The organism is Pseudomonas sp. PAMC 29040, assembly GCF_003994535.1.
In the GTDB taxonomy this organism is placed as follows: Bacteria; Pseudomonadota; Gammaproteobacteria; order Pseudomonadales; family Pseudomonadaceae; genus Aquipseudomonas; species Aquipseudomonas paraversuta.
In genome coordinates, this window is the sequence record NZ_RZAA01000018.1 from 39,792 (window position 1) to 63,049 (window position 23,258).

Here is a 23,258-nt window from a genome sequence, read left to right on the forward strand (position 1 = left end):
ACGGTGAGAGCATGTAAGCCGGTGCCAAGTTCGCGATCAGGGGTGAAACTCCAGTTCCCACTCCCGTCCGCCTTTGCACTACCGATCAGTTTCCCACCGTCATATATATATACAGGGCTGTTGGCAGGCGCCCTGCCGCTCAACTGGGGAGTTGGGTCGACTGTGATTCCACGATCAAAAATATCGCCAGTGTAGTCAATGCACTGATCAACTATTTGCGTAATAAAAGCAGGCGTATTCGGAGTTGCCATCTATCTAGACCCTTATCATCTTAAAAAACATTGCGTATTAATTATTACGGCCAATATTAGTTAATAAGGCAGCGTTAAAATTAACGCCGAAAAGTCTAAAGCACTGCCCAACATTAAAAACACTCAAGCAGGGTTGATTTATGTAACCTCAAGTTGCTAGCGGGTCGAAAACCACAGACATCAACTTATAACAATCAGAGCACTCTTAAAAACTCGTCAATCACCCACAGCTCTACTATAGTGCCTGCATACAGTACCAAACCTCTCAAAACCCCCTGTATTATCAATACGATCCGTGGACGACTAATTAGACATACAACAGATAATCAATGCAGGCAGTAAACCCTGCCGAATTTGGCACCCATATTTTAAACGCAATAACCAACAGACTGTTCGAAGGCACAAATACAGATTTAACAAACCATAAAGTTCATTACAGAGAAAAGCAGAATACTGTCATGCGCATAATAAAGCCGGACACCTGCCGAACAACTGTTAGGGCCCTGTCAACGTATTAAAGCCCGGACATATAACGAACGATACAACCCTGATGCCTAGAGAGTTTACAAAGATTAATACTTTGGACCATCAAGGCGCGCTTGTATGAGGCTAGTTTGCCGGCATGGGTTCAATACCCGCGATACGGACACACTCAATAAAGATTTCTGATAATGCCCGCGCGAAGGCTTGATCAGAGTCAGGGCCAACGGCTTTTTTTGCTGGCTGAATTGCTCCGCAACAATCTGCCTTTCCCTGTGCGCCATCCTCCCGGACCAAATACAGGACACACCGGACAGTGCTGGATTTCAGTGGTTTTCGCCGCAACGAAAAAAGGACCCGAAGGTCCTTGTTTCAATCACTTGCAGATCGGTAAAAATCTGCAGTGCAATGTTTGGAGCGGGAAACGAGACTCGAACTCGCGACCCCGACCTTGGCAAGGTCGTGCTCTACCAACTGAGCTATTCCCGCGTCTTGGTGCCGGCATTCTATATGAATCAAAAAATGCGTCAAGCCCTTGATTCAAAAAGTTTTATTTATTTGGTCGAGGTGGTCTTCAAATGCGGCCAGGCAGCCCGCAAATACTGCACCATCGACCACAGGGTAAGCCCCGCAGCGACCAGCAGCAGTGCATAACCCACCACTACCCAGAAGCTGAAATCGGACGGATTGGCCAGCAGGATGATCAACGCCAGCATTTGTGCCGCGGTCTTCCACTTGCCCATGTTGGACACGGCAACTTGTGCCCGCGCGCCCAGCTCTGCCATCCATTCACGGAGCGCAGAGATTACGATTTCACGGCCAATGATCACTGCCGCAGGCAGGGTCAGCCACACGTTGTGATGTTCCTGCACCAGCAAAACCAGGGCTACAGCGACCATCAGCTTGTCGGCAACCGGGTCCAGGAAAGCGCCAAACGGGGTGCTTTGCTCCAGCCGCCGGGCCAGGTATCCGTCGAGCCAGTCCGTCGCCGCCGCAAATGCGAAGACTGAACTGGAGGCCACATAGCTCCAGCTATAGGGGAGATAGAACAACAGAATAAAGAAAGGAATCAGCAGAACGCGTAGTACGGTGATCAAATTAGGGATATTCATCGGCACAACTGGCTACGAGGTGAGGGGGGCAGTCTACTCGGTGTTGCGGTCTGAGAGACAAATTCTAGGAGCATTCCCGGTGCATGTCTAACAGAGTTCCCACACAAGTCGGATAATGTGACAGACCCCAACCATACCAGAATCGGCTGCCCTGCTGAGCAGCCAGTTTAAGCGACAAGGGCAGGTTTGAGGTCTTGTGAAGAGAACCCGGGGGCCAAGGGGTTATTTATTCGCTGTGCAGATTCGCATAAATCAGCTCTGCGAGTTTTTTGCTGATCCCCGGCGCCTTGGCGATTTCTTCGATGCTGGCACGGGTCAGCTCCTGCAGCCCGCCAAAATGCTTCAGCAAGTCGCGACGGCGGGTCGGCCCTACCCCGGCGATGCCTTCCAGGGTTGAGGTGCGCCGGGTTTTGCCACGCCGGGCACGATGCCCGGTAATGGCAAAGCGGTGAGCTTCGTCGCGGATCTGCTGGATCAGATGCAAGGCCGGCGAATCACCTTTGAGCGTGAACTCATGGGCCGCGTCGTTCAGGTAGAGGGTTTCGAAGCCTGCCTTGCGGGTGGTGCCCTTGGCCACACCGAGCAACACCAGGTCCGGGATTGCCAGTTCATTGAGCACATCGCGGGCCATCGACAACTGCCCCTTGCCGCCATCCACCAGCAGAATGTCCGGCAGCTTGCCCTCGCCCTCTTTTAGCCGGCTAAAACGGCGCATCAGTGCCTGATGCATGGCGCCATAGTCATCGCCAGGGGTGACGCCCTCGATGTTGAAACGCCGGTAGTCGGACTTGATCGGACCTTCAGGGCCAAATACCACGCAGGACGCAACCGTTGCTTCGCCACTGGAGTGACTGATGTCATAACACTCCAGCCGTTGCGGGATCTCATCGAGTTTGAGCACTTGAGCCAGGGCTTCAAAGCGCGCCGCCACATGCAGACGGTTGGCCAGGCGGGCGCCCAGAGCCTGCTCGGCATTGGTCACCGCCAATTGCTGCCAGCGGGCACGGGTGCCGCGCACACGGTAACTGATGGCCAGTTCCCGTCCACGCAGGGCCTCGATGGCATCGATGATTGCGTCGAAACTTTCATGCTCGACGTTAACGATCAATTCGCTCGGCAGATCGCGCTCAGGGCTGCTGATGTAGTACTGCCCGAGGAAGGCGGCCATGACTTCGGCAACGTCCTCCTCGATCCCGACCTGGGGGAAGAAGTTCTTGCTGCCCAGCACTCGCCCGCCGCGCACATTGATTAAATGCACACAGGCACCGCCCGGGTTGACGAACGCGGCGATGACATCCACATCGCCGGTGCCGCCCTCCATGCTTTGCTGATCCTGAACCCGGCGCAGCAACGATATCTGGTCACGCACTTCGGCAGCGCGTTCAAAGTCCAGGGTGCTGGCGGCCTGCTCCATCTCGCTGTTCAACTCGTCGGTCAGCGCACTGCTGCGGCCTTCAAGGAACATCACTGAGTGGCGCACATCTTCGGCATACACCTGGGGGTCAACCAGCCCGACGCAAGGCCCCTTGCAGCGCTTGATCTGATACTGCAAGCAAGGACGGGTGCGGTTTTTGAAGTAGCTGTCTTCGCACTGGCGCACCATAAAGGTTTTTTGCAGGATGCTCAGGCTTTCACGAATGGCCCCGGCGCTGGGGTAAGGTCCGAAATACTTGCCCTTCAGTTTTTTGGCGCCGCGATGAATGCTCAGGCGCGGGTACTGGCCGTCCGACAGAAACACGTAAGGATAGGACTTGTCGTCGCGCAACAGGATGTTATACGGCGGCCGCCACTCTTTGATCAGGGTCTGCTCAAGTAGCAGCGCCTCGGTTTCGTTAGCCGTAATGGTGGTTTCAATTTGCGCGATACGCCCCACCAGCGCCGCTGTTTTGGGCGCCAGGCCGGTTTTGCGGAAATAGCTGGCCAAGCGCTTTTTGAGGTTCTTGGCTTTGCCCACGTAAAGCAGTCGCGCATCGCCATCGAACATGCGATACACGCCGGGCCGACCGCTGCAGGTCGAAAGAAACGCACTGGCATCGAACTTGTCAGTCATCGTCAACCAGCGTCTACCATGCCGTGCCGGACAGCCAGCAAGGCCAGTTCCACATCACTTTTGACTGACAGCTTCTCGAATATCCGATAGCGATAGGTGTTGACCGTTTTCGGGGACAGGCAAAGTTTGTCGGAAATCACCTGGACCTTCTGGCAGCCGACAATCATCAGGGCAATCTGGATTTCTCGCTCGGACAAGGCATCGAACGGCGAGTCGCTGGCAGGCTGGAACGACTTGAGCGCCAGCTGCTGAGCCACTTGCGGACTGATATAGCGCTGGCCGGCGAACACCAGGCGAATGGCCTGGACCATTTCTGCGAGACCGGCACCCTTGGTCATGTACCCGGCAGCCCCAGCCTGTAAGAGCCGCGTCGGGAACGGATCCTCTTCGCACACAGTCACTGCAACCACTTTGATGTCAGGGTGGCTGCGCATCATTTTGCGGGTAGCTTCGAGGCCGCCAATACCGGGCATTTTGACATCCATCAAGACCACATCCGGTTTTAGCTCACGCGCCTTGATCAGCGACTCCTCACCGGACTCGGCTTGACCGACCACTTGCAGGCCCTCGATATCGGCCAGCATTCTGGTGATGCCTGTACGCACAAGATCATGGTCATCGACCACTAGAACCCGAATCAAGTCGACACCTCGCAAATTGGTCTTGGTTGATTGCCGACACCTTAGCAAAAAACTCTTAACCCAACCTACCTATCATGAGCCAATGATCCATGGCAAAACTGCAAAGCAAGCGCAAAGCCGTGACCTTGCAGGACACAAACGTGACCGGTTGTGGTTGCCACCCCTTCCCTGCCCCCTGCGCGCGCCCATAGTTTTGCCAGCTCGGGCCCATAGTATTTTTTGATTGAACAGGTCCGGGGGAGTCGAGTAAGCTCCCAGCACTTATCGGAGACAGCACATGTTGCATCACGCCCCCACAGACATTTGTAAGACCACAGGCGAATCTCGCGTGGCCGAATCTGTGTGCGCGAACGCTGCACGATTTTATTTTGGGTATTGGTTTAGCCACTGGCGCGCCTGATACCCACACGGCGCCCACTACTTAGGGGTCGCCTACCAGAGAATTCTCACCCCCGGTCGGCTTCCCGACCGGGGGTTTTGTTTTTTCAGGCCCCGAAAATCATTAATTAAAGGAATCTTCCCCATGAACTACGCCACTTATTACCGCTTCGACCTTTGCACTGCATGGCGATTTATCAGCCGCCGCTCGGGACAGTCAGCCGCCTCCGAACGGACCCACATTGGTGGCACGCATGCACTCACAGCCAGTCTGGCCAATTGTCGAACACCCCAGTAGGGCCGAGCGCGCGGAACAATCCGCCGCCTGCCCAGGACGTACACCATGAACGCATCCATTTCTGCTCTGCCGGTACACCAGTCTCCTGCATCCGTATTGACCCGACGCCTGCCCGGCGCGGCGCAGCTCAAACAGCAGCTGCCCCTAAGCGACACCCTTGGCCGTCAGGTCAGCCAGCAACGCCAGGCCATTCGCGCCATCTTGAACGGTGAAGACTCCCGCTTACTGATAGTGGTCGGCCCCTGCTCCATCCATGACCCGGTCTCTGCTCTGGAATACGCCAGCAACCTTGCCGCTCTGGCCCACGATCTGCGCGACGACATGTTGCTGGTGATGCGTGCCTACATCGAAAAACCTCGCACCACTGTGGGCTGGAAAGGCCTGGCCTACGACCCGCACCTGGATGGCAGTGATGACATGGCCCACGGCCTTACCCTGTCCCGCGAACTGATGCTCGAGATGCTGGGCATGGGCCTGCCAATTGCTACGGAACTACTGCAACCCATGGCTGCCGGTTACTTCGACGACCTGCTGGGCTGGGTGGCCATTGGCGCACGCACCACCGAGTCGCAAATTCACCGCGAAATGGCCAGCGGCCTCGCGATGCCCGTAGGATTCAAAAACGGCACCGACGGCGGCGTGGCGATTGCCAGCGATGCCATGCGCTCTGCCGCCCATGGCCATCGTCACTTCGGGGTCGACAGCCAGGGCCATCCGGCAATCGTCCAGACCCCGGGCAACCCCGACACCCATCTGGTGCTGCGCGGCGGCCATAGCGGCCCGAACTACGACCGCACCAGCGTGGCCCGCGCCCGGGCCGGGCTTGAGAAAAATGCCATACCCGCCCGATTGATGGTGGACTGCAGCCACGCCAACAGCAGCAAAAATCCACTGCGCCAGCCCGAGGTGTTCAATGACGTACTTGCCCAGCGCCTGGAAGGCGACCGCTCGCTGATCGGCATGATGCTCGAAAGCCATCTGTTCGAAGGCTGCCAGCCGTTGAGCGCAACCCTGCGTTACGGCGTGTCCGTGACCGACGGTTGCCTGGGCTGGGATGCGACCGAACAACTGCTGCGCCATGCAGCCGGACAACTGCAGGCGCAGCGCCTCTGCGCCAAGGCTAGCGCCTGAGAGAGCCGGGGCGGCAGCAAAAATGCCGCCCCGGGAACTTTTGCCAGGAAAAACCCCACTGAATCCGGTAGGCTCAGCACTTTCTTGAAAGGAGTACTCTCTCATGGCTAAAGCCACTGCCCGTCACATCCTCGTTGCCAGCGAAGACAAGTGCAACGAACTGAAAGCACAAATCGAAGGCGGCGCTGATTTCGCCGAAGTCGCAAAAGCTAACTCCACTTGCCCGTCCAGCCGTCAAGGCGGCGATCTGGGCTCGTTCGGCCCGGGCCAGATGGTCAAGGAATTCGACACTGTCGTATTCAGCGCGCCAATCAACGTGGTGCAAGGCCCGGTTAAAACCCAGTTCGGCTACCACCTGCTGGAAGTCACCAGCCGCCAGGACTGATCCCGGCCCTGCGTGAAAACGGCCCGCCTTTTGGGGCAATGCAGTTCACATAAGTAAACCCTGCGGTTGTAATCGCAGTGGTTTGAATGAACAGCATTGCCGCCTTTGGCGGGCCGTTTCGTATCCGCGATTGCAAGCCTCGTGCTACGTTTCCTCATTCACGAACCCGTCGTGTCTCACCTGAGGAATTGATCATGAGCCTTAAGGGTAAAACTGCCTTGGTTACCGGCTCCACCAGCGGCATCGGCCTGGGCATCGCACAGAGTCTGGCCAGAGCTGGAGCCGACCTGATACTCAACGGTTTTGGCGACGCCAGCAAAGTCGTTGCCGAGATGGAACAGTTCGGCGGCAAGGTTGGCCATCATCCGGCAGATGTCAGTGATCCCGCACAAATCGCCGACATGCTCAGCTACGCCGAACGTGAATTCGGCGGCATCGACATCCTGGTCAATAACGCCGGCATTCAGCATGTCTGCAGCGTTGAAGAATTCCCGGTGGAGCGCTGGGACTCGATCATCGCCATCAACCTGTCTGCGGTCTTCCACAGCACCCGCCTTGCCTTGCCGGGCATGCGCAAACGTGGCTGGGGTCGCATCGTCAATATTGCCTCGGTGCATGGGCTGGTGGGCTCGGTCGGCAAAGCTGCTTATGTGGCCGCCAAACATGGGGTCATCGGCCTGACCAAAGTCGTGGGCCTTGAAACTGCCACCAGCAACATCACCTGCAACGCAATTTGCCCTGGCTGGGTATTGACCCCGCTGGTCCAGAAGCAGATTGACCAGCGTATCAGCCAGGGTATCGACCCCTACCAGGCGCAGCACGATCTGCTGGCCGAGAAACAACCCTCACTGGAGTTCGTCACCCCGCCGCAACTGGGTGAACTGGTGCTGTTCCTGTGCAGCGAAGCCGGCAGTCAGGTGCGCGGTGCGGCATGGAATGTCGACGGTGGCTGGCTGGCGCAGTAAGCCTGCGTATTGCTGCACACCCGACATGCAAAAATGCACACCAACCCTGCACTTATCAGGGTTGTACAGTGCAAATTTGCACTGTTAGCATCGACTATCGTTCGCCCGCGAACACACCTAATAACAAGACAAAGCAGGGAGTTAGTGATGACTGCTCAGGTTTCATCCTCACCGACACAGGATGTCGAGCCGACTCAAAGCACGGTCCTGGCCCAGGTGCGCAACCAGATTGGCCACCTGACCCTGAACCGCCCCGCCGGCCTCAACGCAATCGACCTGGAAATGGTGCGCAGCCTGCAACATCAGCTCGATGCCTGGGCCCAGGACTCAAGGATCAAGGCAGTCGTGCTGCGCGGAGCAGGCGAAAAAGCCTTCTGTGCCGGCGGCGACATTCGCTCGCTGTATGACAGTTACAAGAGCGGTGGCACCCTGCACAAAACCTTTTTCGAAGAAGAGTACGCCCTCGACCTGACCCTGCATCACTACCCCAAACCGGTGCTCGCGCTGATGGACGGCTACGTTCTGGGTGGCGGCATGGGACTGGCCCAGGGCGCCGACCTGCGGCTGGTGACAGAGCGCAGTCGACTGGCAATGCCCGAAGTTTCGATCGGTTATTTTCCGGACGTGGGCGGCAGTTATTTCCTGACCCGAACCCCGGGCCAGCTGGGCACCTACCTGGGGGTCAGCGGCGTGCACATCCGCGCCGCTGACGCGCTGTATTGCGGCCTTGCCGACTGCTACACCGAAAGTGCCCGACTGCCTGAACTGGATCAAAGCCTCGACACCCTGCAATGGCAGCAAAACCCCCTTGAAGACCTTAAGGCGCTACTGGCCACTTTCGCCGTGCCCAACTTGCCTGATGCTCCGCTGGCCAAATTCCGCCCCTTGATTGATCAGGTTTTCGCCCTCGACAGCGTGCCCGCCATCGTCGCCGCACTGCGCGCGACAACAGCTGCCGAAAGCCGCGAGTGGGCGCTTGAAACCGCCGACCTGCTGCAGACACGCTCGCCTTTAGGCATGGCTGTGACCCTGCAAATGCTGCGCCACGGCCGCGAACTCAAGCTGGAACAATGCTTCGCCCTTGAACTGCATCTTGACCGTCAGTGGTTTGATCGCGGCGACCTGATCGAAGGCGTGCGAGCGCTGATTATCGACAAAGACAAAACCCCGCACTGGAACCCGGCCACCCTCGACGAGCTCGATCCGGCCCATGTCGCCAGCTTCTTCACCCACTTCAAACAGCACGGAGTCTGAGCCATGCAAGACCTCGAACTGACTGAAGAGCAGGTCATGATCCGCGACATGGCTCGCGACTTTGCCCGCCGCGAAATCGCCCCCCATGCCCAGGCCTGGGAAAAGGCCGGCTGGATCGACGACGCACTGGTGTCGAAAATGGGCGAGTTGGGCCTGCTGGGCATGGTGGTACCCGAAGAATGGGGCGGTACCTATGTCGATTACGTGGCCTACGCCCTGGCCGTGGAAGAGATTTCCGCCGGCGATGGCGCCACCGGCGCACTGATGAGTATCCATAACTCGGTCGGCTGCGGCCCCATCCTCAAATATGGCAGCCAGGCACAGAAAGAAACCTGGCTGGCGGACCTGGCAAGCGGCCAGGCCATTGGCTGTTTTTGCCTGACCGAACCCCAGGCCGGATCGGAAGCGCACAACCTGCGCACCCGCGCCGAGTTGCGTGACGGTCAGTGGGTGATCAACGGCGCCAAGCAGTTCGTCAGCAATGGCAAGCGCGCCAAGCTGGCGATTGTGTTTGCTGTGACTGATCCGCAGTTGGGCAAAAAAGGCCTTTCGGCATTTCTGGTGCCCACCGACACCCCGGGTTTTATCGTTGACCGCACCGAACACAAAATGGGCATTCGCGCCTCGGACACCTGCGCTGTCACCCTGAGCAACTGTACGGTCCCTGAAGCCAGCTTGCTGGGTGAGCGCGGCAAAGGCCTGGCGATTGCCCTGTCCAACCTTGAAGGCGGCCGCATAGGGATTGCCGCTCAAGCCCTGGGGATCGCCCGTGCCGCTTTTGAAGCGGCGCTGGGGTATGCCCGTGACCGGGTGCAGTTCGACAAAGCGATCATCGAGCACCAGAGTGTGGCCAACATGCTGGCGGACATGCAAACCCGGCTCAATGCAGCACGGTTGCTGATCCTGCATGCAGCCCGACTGCGCAGCGCGGGCAAACCGTGCTTGTCGGAAGCCTCGCAAGCCAAGTTGTTTGCCTCGGAAATAGCTGAGTTTGTGTGTTCCAAAGCCATACAGATCCATGGCGGCTATGGCTACCTTGAAGATTATCCGGTGGAGCGTTACTACCGCGACGCGCGAATCACCCAGATCTATGAAGGATCGAGTGAAATCCAACGCATGGTGATTGCCCGGGAGCTGAAGAACTATCTGATCTGACAACAAACCTGTAGGAGCGAGCTTGCCTCGCGAGCCTCTAACGCTCGCGAGGCAAGCTCGCTCCTACAGAGGATTGGTGCTTGCCACGGCGTGCCAGTTAGCCGGACTCACTCCGCGCATGGTGATTACCCGGGAGCTGAAGAACTATCTGATCTGACAACAAACCTGCAGGAGCGAGCTTGCTCGCGAGCCTCTAAAGCTCGCGAGGCAAGCTCGCTCCTACAGAGGTTTGGTGCTTGCCGCGGCGTGCCAGTTAGCCGGACTCACTCCGCGCATGGTGATTGCCCGGGGGCTGAAGAAACGTCTGATTTGACAACAAACCTGTAGGAGCGAGCTTGCCTCGCGAGCCTCTAAAGCTCGCGAGCAAGCTCGCTCCTACAGAGGATTGGTGCTTACCGCGGCGTGCCAATCAGCCGGATTCACTCAGCGCATGGTGATTGCCCGGGGGCTGAAGAAACGTCTGATTTGACTACAAATCTGTAGGAGCGAGCTTGCCTCGCGAGCCTCTAAAGCTCGCGAGCAAGCTCGCTCCTACAGAGGTTTGGTGCTTACCGCGGCGTGCCAGTCAGCCGGATTCACTCAGCGCATGGTGATTGCCCGGGACCTGAAGAAATGTCTGATCTGGCAACAAACCTGTAGGAGCGAGCTTGCTCGCTCTTACAGGGGGGGTTACTGATTTTTGAACTGTGCTGCGCGCTTGCCTACGAATGCGGCCATGCCTTCTTTCTGGTCTTGGGTCGCGAACAGGGAGTGGAATACCCGGCGCTCAAAGCGCACGCCTTCCGTCAAGCTGACTTCAAACGCGCGATTGACGCTTTCCTTGGTCAGCATCAGCACCGGCAACGATTTGCTGGCAATGGTCGCGGCGACTTTCAAGGCTTCTTCCAGCAACTCATCAACCGGTACCACACGGGAGACCAACCCTGAACGCTCGGCTTCTTCAGCGCCCATGAAGCGACCGCTGAGGCACATGTCCATCGCCTTGGCCTTACCCACTGCGCGGGTCAGGCGCTGGGTTCCACCCATACCCGGCAGCACCCCGAGATTGATTTCCGGCTGGCCGAATTTGGCGTTATCGCCAGCCAGGATAAAGTCGCACATCATCGCCAGTTCGCAGCCGCCGCCCAAGGCAAAACCAGCCACCGCGGCAATGATCGGCTTGCGCCGGGTAGCCACTCGGTCACTGTCGCAAAACAGGTCTTCCAGATAGATTTGCGGGTAAGTCAGGTCGGCCATTTCCTTGATATCTGCGCCCGCAGCAAAGGATTTTTTCGAACCGGTGATAACGATGCAGCCAATGCTGTTGTCGGCTTCCAGCTGGTCCAGCGCATGGTTCACTTCACTGATCAGTTGCGCATTCAGGGCGTTCAGCGCCTGCGGCCGGTTCAGGGTGATCAGGCCAACATGGTCGTGGATGTCCAGCAGAATGGTTTCGTAGCTCATCGATCAAGTCCTCAATTCAAAGATTGCGCGCAATAACCATGCGCTGGATATCGCTGGTGCCTTCGTAGATCTGGCATACCCGCACATCGCGATAGATCCGCTCCAGCGGGAAGTCGTTCAGGTAGCCATAACCGCCCAGGGTTTGCAACGCCCGGGAACAGACGCGCTCGGCCATTTCCGAGGCGAACAGCTTGGCCTGGGAGGCCTCGACCAGCGCCGATTGCCCGCTGTCCCGCAGGGCAGCGGCGTAGCGCACCATTTGCCGGGCGACGGCGATTTCGGTGGACATGTCGGCCAGGCGAAACGCTACCGCCTGATGCTCAATCAGCGGCTGACCGAACGTCACGCGCTCGCGGGCATAATCACGGGCGGCCTCAAAGGCTGCGCGAGCCATGCCCACCGCCTGTGAGGCAATGCCGATGCGACCGCCTTCCAGGTTGCCCAGGGCAATCTTGTAGCCCTGCCCTTCTTCGCCCAAGCGGTTGGCGAGCGGAATTTTCAGGTCAGTAAACAGGATCTGGCAGGTGTCCGAGGCATGCTGCCCCAGCTTGTCTTCAACCCGCGCCACGCTGTAGCCCGGCGCATCTGTGGGCACGATAAAGGCCGTAATCCCGCGCTTGCCCGCCGCAGGATCGGTGACGGCAAACACTATCACCACGCCGGCATTTTGCCCCGAGGTGATGAACTGCTTGCAGCCATTGAGCACGTAGTAGTCGCCTTCGCGGCGAGCCCGGGTTTTCAGGTCGCTGGCATCTGAGCCGGCTTGTGGCTCGGTCAGGGCAAAGGCGCCCAGCATTGCACCACTGGCCAGCGGGATGAGGAACTCGCGTTTCTGCTGCTCGGTGCCGTACTTGAGGATAGGCACACACCCCACCGAGTTGTGCACGCTCATGATGGTCGAACAGGAACCATCGCCAGCGGCAATTTCTTCAAGGGCCATGGCGTAAGCCTGGTAGCCGGTGTCACAGCCGCCCCACTCTTCGGGCACCAGCATGCCGAAAAAACCCAGCCCGGCCATCTCGTTGATGGCTTCGCGCGGGAAGCGATGCTGCTTGTCCCACTCGGCTGCAAAGGGCTTCAAACGCTCCTGGGCAAACTGCTGCGCCGCGTCGCGAATCTGTAATTGTTCTGATGTGGCAAGCATACGAGTTCCTTAATCCAGACATTCCACGGCAATTGCCGTGGCTTCACCGCCGCCGATGCAGATCGCTGCTACGCCGCGCTTGAGCTTGTGCTGGCGCAAGGCCGAAATCAGAGTCACCAGAATCCGCGCGCCCGAGGCGCCAATCGGATGGCCCAGGGCACAGGCGCCACCGTAGACATTGACCTTGCTGTGGGGGATAGCCAGCTCGTCCATGGTGACCAGACTGACCACTGCAAAGGCTTCGTTGATTTCGAACAGGTCGACTGTATCCAGGGTCCAGCCGGTCTTGCTCATCAGCCGCTTGATCGCCCCCACGGGCGCCGTCGGAAATAGCCCGGGCTCATCGGCAAAGGCCGCATGGCCGTGGATGACCGCCAATGGTTTGAGGCCGCGTTTTTGCGCTTGCGAGCTGCGCATCAACACCAGGGCCGCCGCGCCGTCGGAAATCGAACTGGAGTTGGCTGCCGTCACCGTTCCGCCTTCGCGAAAAGCCGGTTTGAGGCTCGGGATTTTTGCCAGATTGGCTTTGGGCGGCTGCTCGTCATCACTGATCAGGTGCTGCGCTTTGCCGACAGTCACCTGCACCGGCACGATCTCGGCGCTGAAGCTGCCGTCCTTGATCGCTTGCTGGGCACGGGTCAGCGAAGCCACGGCAAAGGCGTCCTGGGCTTCACGGGTGAAGCCGTGGGCCTGGGCACAATCTTCGGCAAAAGTGCCCATCAGACGTCCTCGCTCGTAAGCGTCTTCCAGGCCGTCGAGGAACATGTGGTCCAGTACCCGGCCATGCCCCATGCGGTAACCGCTGCGGGCACGGTCGAGCAAATAGGGGGCGTTGGACATGCTTTCCATGCCCCCGGCCACCACCACATCGACACTGCCGGCCAGCAGCCGGTCGTGGGCCAAAATGGCGGCCTCCATACCCGAGCCGCACATCTTGTTGAGGGTGGTGCAGCGCGTCCCCTTGTCCAGCCCTGCCCCCAGGGCGGCTTGTCGGGCAGGGGCCTGACCGAGACCGGCCGACAGTACGCAACCGAACAGCACTTCTTCCACGCCATCGGGTGCTACGCCGGCGCGCTCGACCGCGGCACGTATGGCAGCAGCGCCCAGTTGCGGTGCAGTCAGGCCTTTGAAGTCGCCCTGAAAACCACCCATGGGCGTACGCGCCACACTCACAATCACTACCGGATCATTGGCAATTGTCATTTCATACCTCTTATTTGGCGGCCATGCGCAAGGCACCGTCGAGACGGATCACCTCGCCATTGAGCATGCTGTTTTCAATGATGTGCCGCACCAGCGCAGCGTACTCGGCAGGTTTGCCCAGGCGCGCAGGGAACGGCACGCCGGCGGCCAGCGATTCACGCACCTGCGGGGTCATGCCGGCCATCATCGGCGTTTCAAAAATGCCCGGGGCGATGGTCATCACCCGAATCCCGAAACGCGCCAATTCACGCGCCGCAGGCAGGGTCAGACTGGCGATTGCACCTTTGGAAGCGGCATAGGCCGCCTGGCCGATCTGACCGTCAAAGGCGGCAGCCGAGGCAGTATTGATGATCACCCCGCGCTCACCCTCTGCATCGGCAGTGGCTTGCGCAATCGCCTCGGCGGCCAGGCGCAGCATGTTGAAGCTGCCGATCAAGTTGACGTTGATCACCTGGCTGAAGCTTTCAAGGGCATGGGGACCATTTTTGCCGAGGATTTTTTCGCCGCGCACGATCCCCGCGCAATTGACCAGCCCGTTGACGGCGCCGAAGGCCGCTAGCGTGGCCTCAACGGCCGCCTGCGCCGCGCCTTCCTGGCTGATATCCGCTACCGCGCTGCGGGCCTGGCTGCCAAGCCTGGTGGCTTGTGCGGCCACGGCGTCGGCGTTCATGTCCACCAGCATGACCCTGGCGCCGGCCTGGACCAGCATCTCGGCCGTTGCAGCCCCCAGTCCCGAGGCACCGCCGGTGACGATAAAAACCTTGTTCTCGATTTGCATGATATGTCCTGAAATTTTGCCTGACGGTCAAGCCGTGACTTTGGCGCTTGCGGCCAGTTCGGCCTTGGCGATTTCCTGATTGCGCAAAATAAAACGCTGCAATTTGCCGCTCGGGGTTTTGGGTAATTCGCTGACGAACTCGATTTCGCGGGGATAGGCATGGGCCGACAGACGCTGACGCACATGCAAACGCAGGGCTTCAGCCAGTTGCGCATCGCCCAGGTACTGCGGGCCGAGTACGACAAAGGCTTTGACCAGCTCGGTACGCTCGGGGTCCGGCTTGCCCACCACGGCGGCTTCGATCACTGCGGGATGCTCGATCAGGGCACTTTCAACATCGAAAGGTCCGACCCGATAACCGGAAGTGGTGATCACATCATCGCTGCGTCCGACAAAGCTGATGCTGCCGTCCGGGTTCAACTCCACGGTGTCGCCGCTCAAGTAGTAATTGCCGACAAAAGCCTTGGTGTTGAAGCCCTGATAGCCGGCGAACCAGCACATCGGCGACTGGCTGCGGTCCACGGCCAAAATCCCCGGCTGGCCCACCGGCAGCTCCTGATGATTGTCATCGAGCACCACAATCCGGTGGCCCGGCGAGGCGAAGCCGGCAGCACCCAGATGCACGGGATGATCCAGGCCGTGGTGATTACACAGCACCATGCCGAGTTCGGTCTGGCCGTAGTGATCGTGGATGGTGACGTTGAGCTCATCGGCGAACCAGCGAATGACTTCCGGGTTCAGCGGTTCACCGGCGCTGCTCACGGCACGCAACTGGCCTTTGACCTTGCTTGAGAACGCACTCCCGGCGGCAATCAGCATGCGGTAAGCCGTAGGCGAACCGGTGAGGTTGGTGATGCCGTACTTGGTGATCACCCGACAGGTGCTTTCAACCGTGAACGGACCATCGTAGAAGGTGATGGGATGGCCCATCGACAGCGGCCCGGCAATTCCGAAATAAATGCCGTAGGCCCAGCCCGGATCGGCCAGGTTCCAGAATGAATCCTCGGGGCGTAAATCCACCGCATCGCGGGTATAGCTCTGGAACGCGACAATTGCCTTGAGCGGAACCAGAAGCGGCTTGGCCGGCCCGGTAGTGCCCGAGGTGAACATCAGCAAAAACGGATCTTCGCCGGTCAGCATCACCGGTTCACAGACCGGCGGGTAGTTGTCCAGCTCGGCCCAGAAACTGAAATCACCGCGAACCAGGCCCTGCCCCTTGGCACCGGCCACCGTGACAATCGGCGGGCAAGCATTGACCTCATCGAGTTTGTAACGGTTAGCCGCATCGGTGACCACCAGCGCCGCCCCCGAACTGTTGATACGGTGCTCGATGGCCTTGGGACCGAACGCGGTAAACAGGGGCTGGTAGATGGCGCCGATACGCCAGGCGGCGAAGGCCACCACCAGCAGCTCGACATTGCGTGGCAGCAAGCCTGCCACTTTGTCGCCGCGCCGGACCCCTTGAGCCAGCAGGAAATTGGCAAAGCGTGCTGCCTGTTCCTGTAACCGGCTGAAGGTGTAGGTCGCGCTGGTGGCATCGCGCCCTTCCCAGAACAACGCAATACGGCCCGGCAGGGCATGGCGGTCGCAGCATTCGACGCAGGCATTGAGTGCTGCCAGATGACCGTCCAGTGCTCCAGTCACCGTTCGCTGGTAATCAAAGTCAGCCATCGTGGTCAGATAGTCGCGCATCAGCAGAATCCCTCGGTCTTTATTTTTAGGATGGGAACCGTGAAAAATCCTGCTGATGATCGCCTCGGGAGGGCTCTGCAACAATAGTCAAACCGCTCAAGCTGAGTGACTGGTTTGGCCAATGCGCAACTAGCTTCGCAGGTACTCCAGCACGGCCGCCTGATCGCCGGCAAAGACAATGCGCGAACCTTTTTTCTCCCGCTGAAAGCTATACATCGGGTCGTAATATTCGCGCAGCAAAGCCTCGATCCAGACCCGGTGCAGATCAACCGCCCCGCAACTCGCCTGTTCTTTGAGCGCCGCTTGCATCACCGCCTGCAAACGCTGATGACGTTCGCCGCCCAGACGTCGCTGAATATTGGACAGGCTTTCCAGCAAGCGTTGTGAAAACAGGGTGAAGCCGTGCTCACCGTTTTTGGCGGTGAATTCGGCACACAGCTGCACCACGTAGTCACGCAAAATGCGCTCGACGCGGCTGTCCAGACTGTCTTCGAGCCAGACCATCGGCGCGTCTTGCATGCGCTGATAGAGGGCTAACGGCAAGGCACAGCTACCGACCGTGCGGCTTTCATCTTCCAGCACCAAACGTTCGTGGCCCCGGGCGCGCTTTTTCAGCACATCAATGGCCAGACGGTTTTCAAAGTCGATGTTCGAAGGCTGTCCGGTAGCGCGTTTGCCGAAGCTTGAACCCCGGTGATTGGCGTGCCCTTCGAGGTCCAGCGCATTGTCGAGCTGCACCAGCACGTCGGTTTTACCGGTGCCGGTCATGCCGCCAAGTACGGTGAGGTCACACTGTTGCACAGCGTCGTCGACGGTCTGGATCAAGAAGGTACGCAATGCCTTATAGCCGCCGGTAACCCGCGGGTAGTCGATCCCGGCGTCCTGCTTGAGCCATTGCAGGACGATTTGCGAACGCATGCCGCCCCGAAAGCAATACAGGCAGCCATCCGGGTTGGCGCGGGCAAACTCGGCCCAGGCCTCAAGACGCTCGGCCCTGGTCTGGCCCGACACCAACTGGTGCCCGAGCACCACGGCGGCCTGCTGGCCCTGTTGCTTGTAGCAGGTGCCAACACGCTCCCGCTCGTGGTCGGTCATCAGCGGCAGGTTGACCACGCCGGGGAAGGCGCCCTTGTTGAATTCGATCGGCGCCCGGGTGTCCATCATCGGCCGGTCATTAAGGAACAGCTCGCGGAAGTCGGTTACGTCATGAGCCATCATGACACCTCAACCGCGTACGTCTGTCGCTCTACCAGCTGGCCGATCGATTCCAGTTCCAGCCCGTGCTCGCGAGCCATCTCAATGAACGCCTGATTACCCTGCGCAGTGACGGCCACCAACAGTCCGCCACTGGTTTGCGGATCACAGAGCACCAGCTTGTGCAGCTCTTGCAACGGCGCAAGCTTGCTCGCGTAACTGTCAAAATTGCGCAAGGTGCCGCCGGGCACGCAACCCTGTTCAAGGTAGTACTCGACCGAGGCCAGTTTCGGCACTTTGGCGTACTTGATCTGTGCAGTCAGATGACTGCCGTCGGCCATTTCCACCAAATGCCCGAGCAGGCCAAAACCGGTGACATCGGTCATTGCCGTGACCCCTTCGAGCCTGGCGAACTGGCTGCCGATTTTGTTCAGGCTGCACATCCAGTCCCGTGCCACGCCGACGTCCTCAGTGCGCAATTTGCCCTTTTTCTCGGCAGTGGTAAGGATGCCGATGCCCAGGGGTTTGGTCAGGTACAAATGGCAACCTGCGGTGGCTGTGTCGTTGCGTTTCATATGGCGCTTGTTGACCACACCGGTCACCGCCAGACCGAAAATTGGCTCCGGGGTGTCAATCGAGTGGCCGCCCGCCAGAGGAATGCCCGCTTCGTCACAGACCGCACGGCCGCCGCGAATCACTTCACGGGCCACTTCCGGCGGCAACAAATGAACCGGCCAGCCCAAAATCGCAATCGCCATCAACGGATCACCGCCCATCGCGTAGATGTCACTGATGGCATTGGTGGCCGCAATCCGCCCGAAATCATAGGGATCATCAACAATTGGCATGAAGAAATCGGTGGTTGAAACCACACCGCGCTCCTCATCCAGGGCATAAACAGCTGCATCGTCGCGGGACGCATTGCCTACCCAGAGTTTGGGGTCGAGGTTCTGCGCCCCGCTGCCGGCAAGGATCACTTCCAGTACCTGAGGCGAAATCTTGCAGCCACAGCCCGCACCGTGGCTGTACTGGGTCAGGCGAATCGGCTCGCTCATGGGTACCTCTAGTCGTTGTCAAAGCGCCAGATACTAGCAGAGCGGGTACAGGCAGGAGCCGCTATATCAGGCAGCACAGGGTGCAATCATCGCCAGACAGGCCCGCTCCCGGGCAATTCGCCCCGCCCCGGACGATGACCGGCATGCAGAAAACAGACTGCCGAGTCACATATGTAGTGCCTGAAAATAATCACTACATATGTATTGACGACTCACTTTTCCCCCAGCATTATGCAGACGTCTTCCCCACCGGAAGCGCTGGAAAGGGTTGTTGTAAGCATGTTCGACGAGCTGTCGAGCTGTTCCGGGATAGGTACTGCCCACAAGGCAGAATTGATGAAGCTGACCTGGCTTGATCGTCCACGTTCAGGGCGTGAGTTGCTAGCGAAACGTCCTCAAGACGCTTGTGGCTGATGTGTCATGTCACCCTTGCATCCTGGTTCACGCTGCTCTCCCTCGCTGTACGCTGTTTGTGTAGTGCTTGAGATATCCACTACACAGGACTGACTCAAGGCCGGATCTGCTTTAGATAGACACTACGTAGCGCTGCAGGTGCAGTTGCGCGAATCAATTAGACAGATCAACGAGTGGTCAAGGAGTTAGCTATGAACCTGAATAATCAACCGACTGTTAATGAGCTGGCTCGACTCTTCGCCGCCCAGAAAGACACGTTGAACGACCACATCCTGTGGATCAGCGAAGCTGGTGATGTTCGCATCGACCCGGTCGCTGCCTGCAAGGAAGAAACCGCATTCGAGAAGGACCGCCCACAAATGCGCGCCCATCTCAAGATGTACCGCCGTGGCCAGGGCTACGTGGGCAAGAAGGCCGCTGCCGATACCGACTACATGGCGCGCGTACTGCAAACCCTGACCCTGACCTGGGAAAAGGCTCAAACCGAGCCGGTACTGGTCAAAGTTAACAGCTACAGCTGATAACCTTCGGTAATGCAAAACCCGGGTGGAACAGTTCTACACCCGAGCCCAAGGGCTGAGTTCCGTACGGAACTCAGCCCTTCTTGTTTCAAAACATCTGCACAAGCCGGCGATGCACTACCACGCAACTATGACAAATAGATGTACGACTTAAAACCAGCAACAAACTATCACCCCCCTCATACTTCCTGCTCTACAAAGACCTGAAGTCATATCACTCCAGTGCCGCCTACTTGATAGTTAAACCCGCAACTCGGCCCCAACTTTCTCTCAGCCATTAATAACCGGCAGCTTGCCATTCGAATACTGTCTATATGCTGTCTGGATAAGACAGTTGTCACCAGAAAAATACACTTACATTTTACCCCATACCCGCCCATCTCCAGCACACGCCTATAACCCGTGCCCTGCAGCCATGAGCGACGGGGGAAATCGGCAAATACACACTCTGCCGCCAACAACTTTCCAATTTACAGTTTTATCTTTTCCTGTTTATTATCTCGGCGCCTTATTAATAGCGGAGACCTTTGTGGGTACTTGTTCGAGCGACAGTGACCGACCAGTTAAAACAATCGGTAAAATCTCAGCGAGATAACGCGCAGCCTTTCTTCTGCCGTTTCTCGCCAAGATCGAGATACGGCTTCTTATAGCGCTGGGCAACCAGACTACGCACTTTTAGCCAACTCCAACTGTTTCCGGCATTACAACTCCGACCGGGTTGCAATGCCGCGGATACTGCGCGCAATTTTCAGCGCCCAGGTCATGCCGATCCCTGCCGCACAGGTTATCGGCCGACAGTACCAGCAAGGCCTTTTTCATCGACTCAGGATCAGCCTGCGGCGTGTTCGCCCCTGCTTGTCCCCCACTGACCAGTGCTTAGTACGTTCAGCGCATCAGTGAACCATGGAGGTGTCTCATGGACCCCGACCCCGATAGATCAACGCCACCCATAGCCATTTTTATTTCCAGTCCAATTGTCTGGCTCCATGCCAGAGGCGCGCCTTGATTTCACCCGGGCCCCTCTGCATGGGCAGCCAGCCAGGAGAAAGTCATGCCTTTGAGCTTTTCCTCTGCCTGCCTGAGTAATTTGCAGCGCTCAGCACGCCCACTGATCCGCTCCCATGCACGTCACACCGTCCAGTCCCACACCGCGGGAGAAAAATAATGAACCGCGAAGATCTGCTGTTTTCTGTCCGCACCCTCGCTCGCTCACTTGATGCCAAGGTATTTGCCCAGATCGTCAGCACCACCCCTGCCATCGACGTGATCGATGCACTGGATCATTGCGATACGGTCCAGACCGCCAGCTTGCTCCTGCTTTTGAGCGCCGAACAACGCGCAACGCTTTTTGCTTACTTCCCGGCGGCCCGCCAGGACTTGCTCCTGCAAGCAATGCCGGCAGATGAAGTGGTTGCTCTGTTCGAGCAGCTCCCTTCGGATGACCGGGCCGACATATTCAACCGCTTGAGCAAAGATGCCCGGCAGAAACTGCTGCCGGAACTGACCAAGAGCGAACGTGATGACATCCTTAAGCTGGCAGCCTATCCGGAGGGCACCGTTGGCTCCGCCATGTCCTCCGACTACGCCGCACTGGCTGTTGAAATGAACGTCGAACAAGCCATCGCATCCCTGCGCGCGATGGCTCCGGACAAAGAGACCCTTGATGTGCTTTTCGTGCTCGACACTGAGCGGCGTCTACTGGGTACAGTTGCCCTGCGCGATCTGGTACTGGCCACCCCGGCCACCCGGATCAGTGATTTGATGAAGCACGAACCGGTACTTGCCCAGGCCCAGCAGCCGCTGGAAGCCGCTGTCGAACTCATTCGCCGCTATGACCTGCTGGCACTGCCGGTGATCAATGCAGACAAACGCATGATCGGCATAGTCACCGTCGACGACGCCATGGATATCGAAAAAGAACAGGATGCTACCCAGCTGGCGCGGTTCGGGGGTACAGCTTCACTGGGCGGGCCTGATCTGGATGTGCGCAACTCGCCTTTCAAGAAAATGTTCGGCGTGCGGGTCTTCTGGCTGGCGATCTTGACCTTCTTCGGCATCATCACCAGCAACTTCGTGGCAGCCCAAGAGGAAATCCTGTCCCAGGCAATCATCCTGGCCGCCTTTATCGCCCCCATTGTCGACATGGGCGGCAATACCGGAAGCCAGTCTGCGACCCTGGTGATCCGCTCCATGGCGCTGGGTGAACTGAAACTGCGCTGGCGTGACGTGTGGTTCATTCTCAAGCGCGAACTGCCAGTGGCGGCTGCACTGGGTATTGCCATCGCGGTTCTGGAAATCGTTCTGGCGCACTTCAGCAAGGGTGTAGGTTTCGACATCCTCATGGTGGTGGGTCTGAGCATGCTGGTGTGCACCACACTGGGCGGAATAATCGGTGCACTGCTGCCCTTCCTGGCCCGCCGGATCGGTACCGACCCGGCCACCCTGAGTTCACCGCTGATCACCTCAGTGATGGACCTGGTGGGTGTATTCATTTACTTCGGATTTGCCTATGCCTTCCTCGGTGACCTGCTGACTCAAACAACCGCCTGAGTTGCGCAACACCCCCGCAGCATTGCGCTTTAGCCCTTTCGGCCCTCCTGCTCAGGAGGGCCTTTTACATGGGGCAGTTCAGACCGCAGATTGCAGCTCGGGAACGGCTTCGAACAGGTCCGCAACCAGGCCGTAATCGGCCACCTGGAAGATCGGCGCTTCTTCGTCCTTGTTGATCGCAACGATCACTTTGGAGTCTTTCATACCGGCCAGATGCTGGATCGCGCCGGAGATACCGACCGCGATGTACAGCTGTGGCGCAACGATTTTGCCGGTCTGGCCGACCTGCATGTCGTTCGCTACAAAACCGGCATCAACCGCCGCACGGGAGGCGCCGACACCTGCACCCAGCTTGTCGGCCAGTGCATACAGGTATTTGAAGTTATCGCCGTTCTGCATGCCGCGACCGCCGGAAACGACGATTTTGGCAGCTGTCAGCTCCGGACGATCCGACTTGGCAAGCTCTTCACCAACGAACGAGGAAATGCCTGCATCGTGCACTGCTGCCACCGCTTCAACGGCTGCCGAACCACCCTGGGCAGCAACCGGGTCGAAACCGGTGGCACGCACGGTGATCACCTTGACTGGCGCAGTGGACTGCACGGTGGCAATGGCGTTACCGGCATAGATCGGACGGGTGAAGGTGTCAGCGCTTACAACCGAGATGATCTCGGAGATCTGGTCAACGTCCAGCTGCGCAGCAACACGCGGCAGGATGTTTTTACCGTTGGAAGTAGCGCCAGCCAGGACGTGACTGTAGCCCGCAGCCCCCGCTCCTTGTACAAGAGCGGCTACCAGCGGAGCAAGGTTTTCCGGCAACTGATGGGCGTAAGCCGCGTTGTCAGCCACCAGCACTTTAGCCACACCGGCAATTTGCGCAGCAGCTTCAGCCACAGCACCAATGCCCTGGCCTGCAACCAGAACGTTGATCTCGCCACCGATTTTTGCGGCAGCGGCTACGGTGTTCAGCGTGGCCGGAGCCAGCGCCTTGCCATCCTTTCCTTCTAAAAAGTCGGCGATTACCAGGATAGTCATCTTTAGATTACCTTCGCTTCGTTTTTCAGTTTCTCGACCAGTTCAGCCACCGACTTGACCTTGATGCCGGCGCTGCGTGCCGCCGGCGCTTCAACTTTCAGGGTCTTGTTGGTCGAAGCGGTCGAAACG

18 protein-coding genes, 1 tRNA gene and 2 pseudogenes are annotated in these 23,258 nt (G+C 58.5%); 7 read left to right on the plus strand and 14 right to left on the minus strand.

The genetic code is table 11. The features are described from left to right. Positions 1–5: 5 nt before the first annotated feature. The 5 genes and pseudogenes from WG29040_RS24755 to uvrY form a co-directional block, all read right to left on the minus strand. A pseudogene (locus WG29040_RS24755) lies at positions 6–251 on the minus strand (Ig-like domain-containing protein); the annotation flags it as partial. A gap of 893 nt (positions 252–1,144) precedes the next feature. Beyond that, a tRNA-Gly gene (locus WG29040_RS23765) sits at positions 1,145–1,220 on the minus strand. A 65-nt stretch (positions 1,221–1,285) separates the two neighbouring features. Further along, positions 1,286–1,843 (minus strand): CDP-diacylglycerol--glycerol-3-phosphate 3-phosphatidyltransferase, encoded by a 558-nt coding sequence (gene pgsA, locus WG29040_RS23770; protein WP_003445025.1) that lies wholly within the window; start codon positions 1,841–1,843, stop codon positions 1,286–1,288. Between the two features lie 226 nt (positions 1,844–2,069). Continuing rightward, complete coding sequence (uvrC, locus tag WG29040_RS23775) at positions 2,070–3,893, minus strand: excinuclease ABC subunit UvrC (RefSeq protein ID WP_010657433.1); 1,824 nt, start codon at positions 3,891–3,893, stop codon at positions 2,070–2,072. A gap of 2 nt (positions 3,894–3,895) precedes the next feature. Then, a complete protein-coding gene (gene uvrY / locus WG29040_RS23780) occupies positions 3,896–4,534 on the minus strand; it encodes a UvrY/SirA/GacA family response regulator transcription factor (protein ID WP_003445030.1) in 639 nt (212 codons plus the stop codon). Positions 4,535–5,255: 721 nt separating this feature from the next. On the opposite strand from uvrY, the gene WG29040_RS23785 reads away from it, so the two are divergent. The 5 genes from WG29040_RS23785 to WG29040_RS23805 all read left to right on the plus strand — a co-directional run bounded on the left by WG29040_RS23785 (position 5,256) and on the right by WG29040_RS23805 (position 10,100). Further along, complete coding sequence (locus WG29040_RS23785; RefSeq protein ID WP_127197061.1) at positions 5,256–6,341, plus strand: 3-deoxy-7-phosphoheptulonate synthase; 1,086 nt, start codon at positions 5,256–5,258, stop codon at positions 6,339–6,341. 103 nt (positions 6,342–6,444) lie between these two features. Beyond that, a complete protein-coding gene (locus tag WG29040_RS23790; protein ID WP_003445034.1) occupies positions 6,445–6,726 on the plus strand; it encodes a peptidylprolyl isomerase in 282 nt (93 codons plus the stop codon). Positions 6,727–6,920: 194 nt separating this feature from the next. Next, the gene (gene hbdH, locus WG29040_RS23795) at positions 6,921–7,691 is read left to right on the plus strand and encodes a 3-hydroxybutyrate dehydrogenase (protein ID WP_003445036.1); all 771 of its coding nucleotides are present in this window, start codon (positions 6,921–6,923) and stop codon (positions 7,689–7,691) included. A 147-nt stretch (positions 7,692–7,838) separates the two neighbouring features. Next, complete coding sequence (locus tag WG29040_RS23800; protein ID WP_127197062.1) at positions 7,839–8,945, plus strand: enoyl-CoA hydratase/isomerase family protein; 1,107 nt, start codon at positions 7,839–7,841, stop codon at positions 8,943–8,945. Positions 8,946–8,948: 3 nt separating this feature from the next. After that, entirely contained in the window at positions 8,949–10,100 is a 1,152-nt protein-coding gene (locus tag WG29040_RS23805; protein ID WP_127197063.1) for an acyl-CoA dehydrogenase family protein, read from the plus strand. 669 nt (positions 10,101–10,769) lie between these two features. On the opposite strand, the gene WG29040_RS23810 is transcribed toward WG29040_RS23805, so the two are convergent. From WG29040_RS23810 to selD, 7 genes are all read right to left on the minus strand, one after another. After that, a complete protein-coding gene (locus tag WG29040_RS23810) occupies positions 10,770–11,543 on the minus strand; it encodes an enoyl-CoA hydratase (RefSeq protein WP_003445046.1) in 774 nt (257 codons plus the stop codon). A gap of 16 nt (positions 11,544–11,559) precedes the next feature. Continuing rightward, the gene (locus tag WG29040_RS23815; protein WP_003445047.1) at positions 11,560–12,687 is read right to left on the minus strand and encodes an acyl-CoA dehydrogenase; all 1,128 of its coding nucleotides are present in this window, start codon (positions 12,685–12,687) and stop codon (positions 11,560–11,562) included. Positions 12,688–12,696: 9 nt separating this feature from the next. Further along, positions 12,697–13,890, minus strand: a complete 1,194-nt coding sequence (locus WG29040_RS23820; RefSeq protein WP_127197064.1) for an acetyl-CoA C-acyltransferase — start codon at positions 13,888–13,890, stop codon at positions 12,697–12,699. Positions 13,891–13,900: 10 nt separating this feature from the next. Then, the gene (locus WG29040_RS23825; RefSeq protein ID WP_003445049.1) at positions 13,901–14,668 is read right to left on the minus strand and encodes an SDR family NAD(P)-dependent oxidoreductase; all 768 of its coding nucleotides are present in this window, start codon (positions 14,666–14,668) and stop codon (positions 13,901–13,903) included. A gap of 27 nt (positions 14,669–14,695) precedes the next feature. Further along, a complete protein-coding gene (locus WG29040_RS23830) occupies positions 14,696–16,360 on the minus strand; it encodes an AMP-binding protein (RefSeq protein ID WP_003445050.1) in 1,665 nt (554 codons plus the stop codon). 129 nt (positions 16,361–16,489) lie between these two features. Continuing rightward, complete coding sequence (mnmH, locus tag WG29040_RS23835) at positions 16,490–17,575, minus strand: tRNA 2-selenouridine(34) synthase MnmH (RefSeq protein ID WP_127197065.1); 1,086 nt, start codon at positions 17,573–17,575, stop codon at positions 16,490–16,492. Beyond that, a complete protein-coding gene (gene selD, locus WG29040_RS23840) occupies positions 17,575–18,609 on the minus strand; it encodes a selenide, water dikinase SelD (protein ID WP_003445053.1) in 1,035 nt (344 codons plus the stop codon). The genes mnmH and selD overlap by 1 nt, the downstream gene beginning before the upstream one ends. Positions 18,610–19,214: 605 nt before the next feature. Here selD and WG29040_RS23845 point away from each other — a divergent pair. After that, positions 19,215–19,544 (plus strand): hypothetical protein, encoded by a 330-nt coding sequence (locus tag WG29040_RS23845; RefSeq protein WP_003445056.1) that lies wholly within the window; start codon positions 19,215–19,217, stop codon positions 19,542–19,544. Between the two features lie 1,164 nt (positions 19,545–20,708). Then, entirely contained in the window at positions 20,709–22,094 is a 1,386-nt protein-coding gene (mgtE, locus tag WG29040_RS23850; RefSeq protein WP_127197066.1) for a magnesium transporter, read from the plus strand. Between the two features lie 78 nt (positions 22,095–22,172). Here the strand turns inward: mgtE and WG29040_RS23855 are convergent, their stop codons facing one another. Both WG29040_RS23855 and WG29040_RS23860 read right to left on the minus strand, forming a co-directional pair. After that, complete coding sequence (locus WG29040_RS23855) at positions 22,173–23,129, minus strand: electron transfer flavoprotein subunit alpha/FixB family protein (protein ID WP_127197067.1); 957 nt, start codon at positions 23,127–23,129, stop codon at positions 22,173–22,175. A gap of 2 nt (positions 23,130–23,131) precedes the next feature. After that, positions 23,132–23,258 (minus strand): annotated as a pseudogene (locus WG29040_RS23860) (electron transfer flavoprotein subunit beta/FixA family protein); the annotation flags it as partial.

Excerpts from the sequence above, each read along its gene's own strand:
- WG29040_RS23785 (WP_127197061.1), top strand. The coding sequence starts at position 5,256 with ATGAACGCATCCATTTCTGCTCTGCCGGTACACCAGTCTCCTGCATCC.
- hbdH (WP_003445036.1), top strand. The coding sequence starts at position 6,921 with ATGAGCCTTAAGGGTAAAACTGCCTTGGTTACCGGCTCCACCAGCGGC.
- mnmH (WP_127197065.1), bottom strand. The coding sequence starts at position 17,575 with ATGGCTCATGACGTAACCGACTTCCGCGAGCTGTTCCTTAATGACCGG.
- WG29040_RS23810 (WP_003445046.1), bottom strand. The coding sequence starts at position 11,543 with ATGAGCTACGAAACCATTCTGCTGGACATCCACGACCATGTTGGCCTG.
- selD (WP_003445053.1), bottom strand. The coding sequence starts at position 18,609 with ATGAGCGAGCCGATTCGCCTGACCCAGTACAGCCACGGTGCGGGCTGT.
- WG29040_RS23805 (WP_127197063.1), top strand. The coding sequence starts at position 8,949 with ATGCAAGACCTCGAACTGACTGAAGAGCAGGTCATGATCCGCGACATG.
- WG29040_RS23855 (WP_127197067.1), bottom strand. The coding sequence starts at position 23,129 with ATGACTATCCTGGTAATCGCCGACTTTTTAGAAGGAAAGGATGGCAAG.
- uvrC (WP_010657433.1), bottom strand. The coding sequence starts at position 3,893 with ATGACTGACAAGTTCGATGCCAGTGCGTTTCTTTCGACCTGCAGCGGT.
- WG29040_RS23800 (WP_127197062.1), top strand. The coding sequence starts at position 7,839 with ATGACTGCTCAGGTTTCATCCTCACCGACACAGGATGTCGAGCCGACT.
- pgsA (WP_003445025.1), bottom strand. The coding sequence starts at position 1,843 with ATGAATATCCCTAATTTGATCACCGTACTACGCGTTCTGCTGATTCCT.
- mgtE (WP_127197066.1), top strand. The coding sequence starts at position 20,709 with ATGAACCGCGAAGATCTGCTGTTTTCTGTCCGCACCCTCGCTCGCTCA.
- WG29040_RS23790 (WP_003445034.1), top strand. The coding sequence starts at position 6,445 with ATGGCTAAAGCCACTGCCCGTCACATCCTCGTTGCCAGCGAAGACAAG.
- WG29040_RS23845 (WP_003445056.1), top strand. The coding sequence starts at position 19,215 with ATGAACCTGAATAATCAACCGACTGTTAATGAGCTGGCTCGACTCTTC.
- WG29040_RS23815 (WP_003445047.1), bottom strand. The coding sequence starts at position 12,687 with ATGCTTGCCACATCAGAACAATTACAGATTCGCGACGCGGCGCAGCAG.
- WG29040_RS23830 (WP_003445050.1), bottom strand. The coding sequence starts at position 16,360 with ATGCGCGACTATCTGACCACGATGGCTGACTTTGATTACCAGCGAACG.
- WG29040_RS23820 (WP_127197064.1), bottom strand. The coding sequence starts at position 13,890 with ATGACAATTGCCAATGATCCGGTAGTGATTGTGAGTGTGGCGCGTACG.
- WG29040_RS23825 (WP_003445049.1), bottom strand. The coding sequence starts at position 14,668 with ATGCAAATCGAGAACAAGGTTTTTATCGTCACCGGCGGTGCCTCGGGA.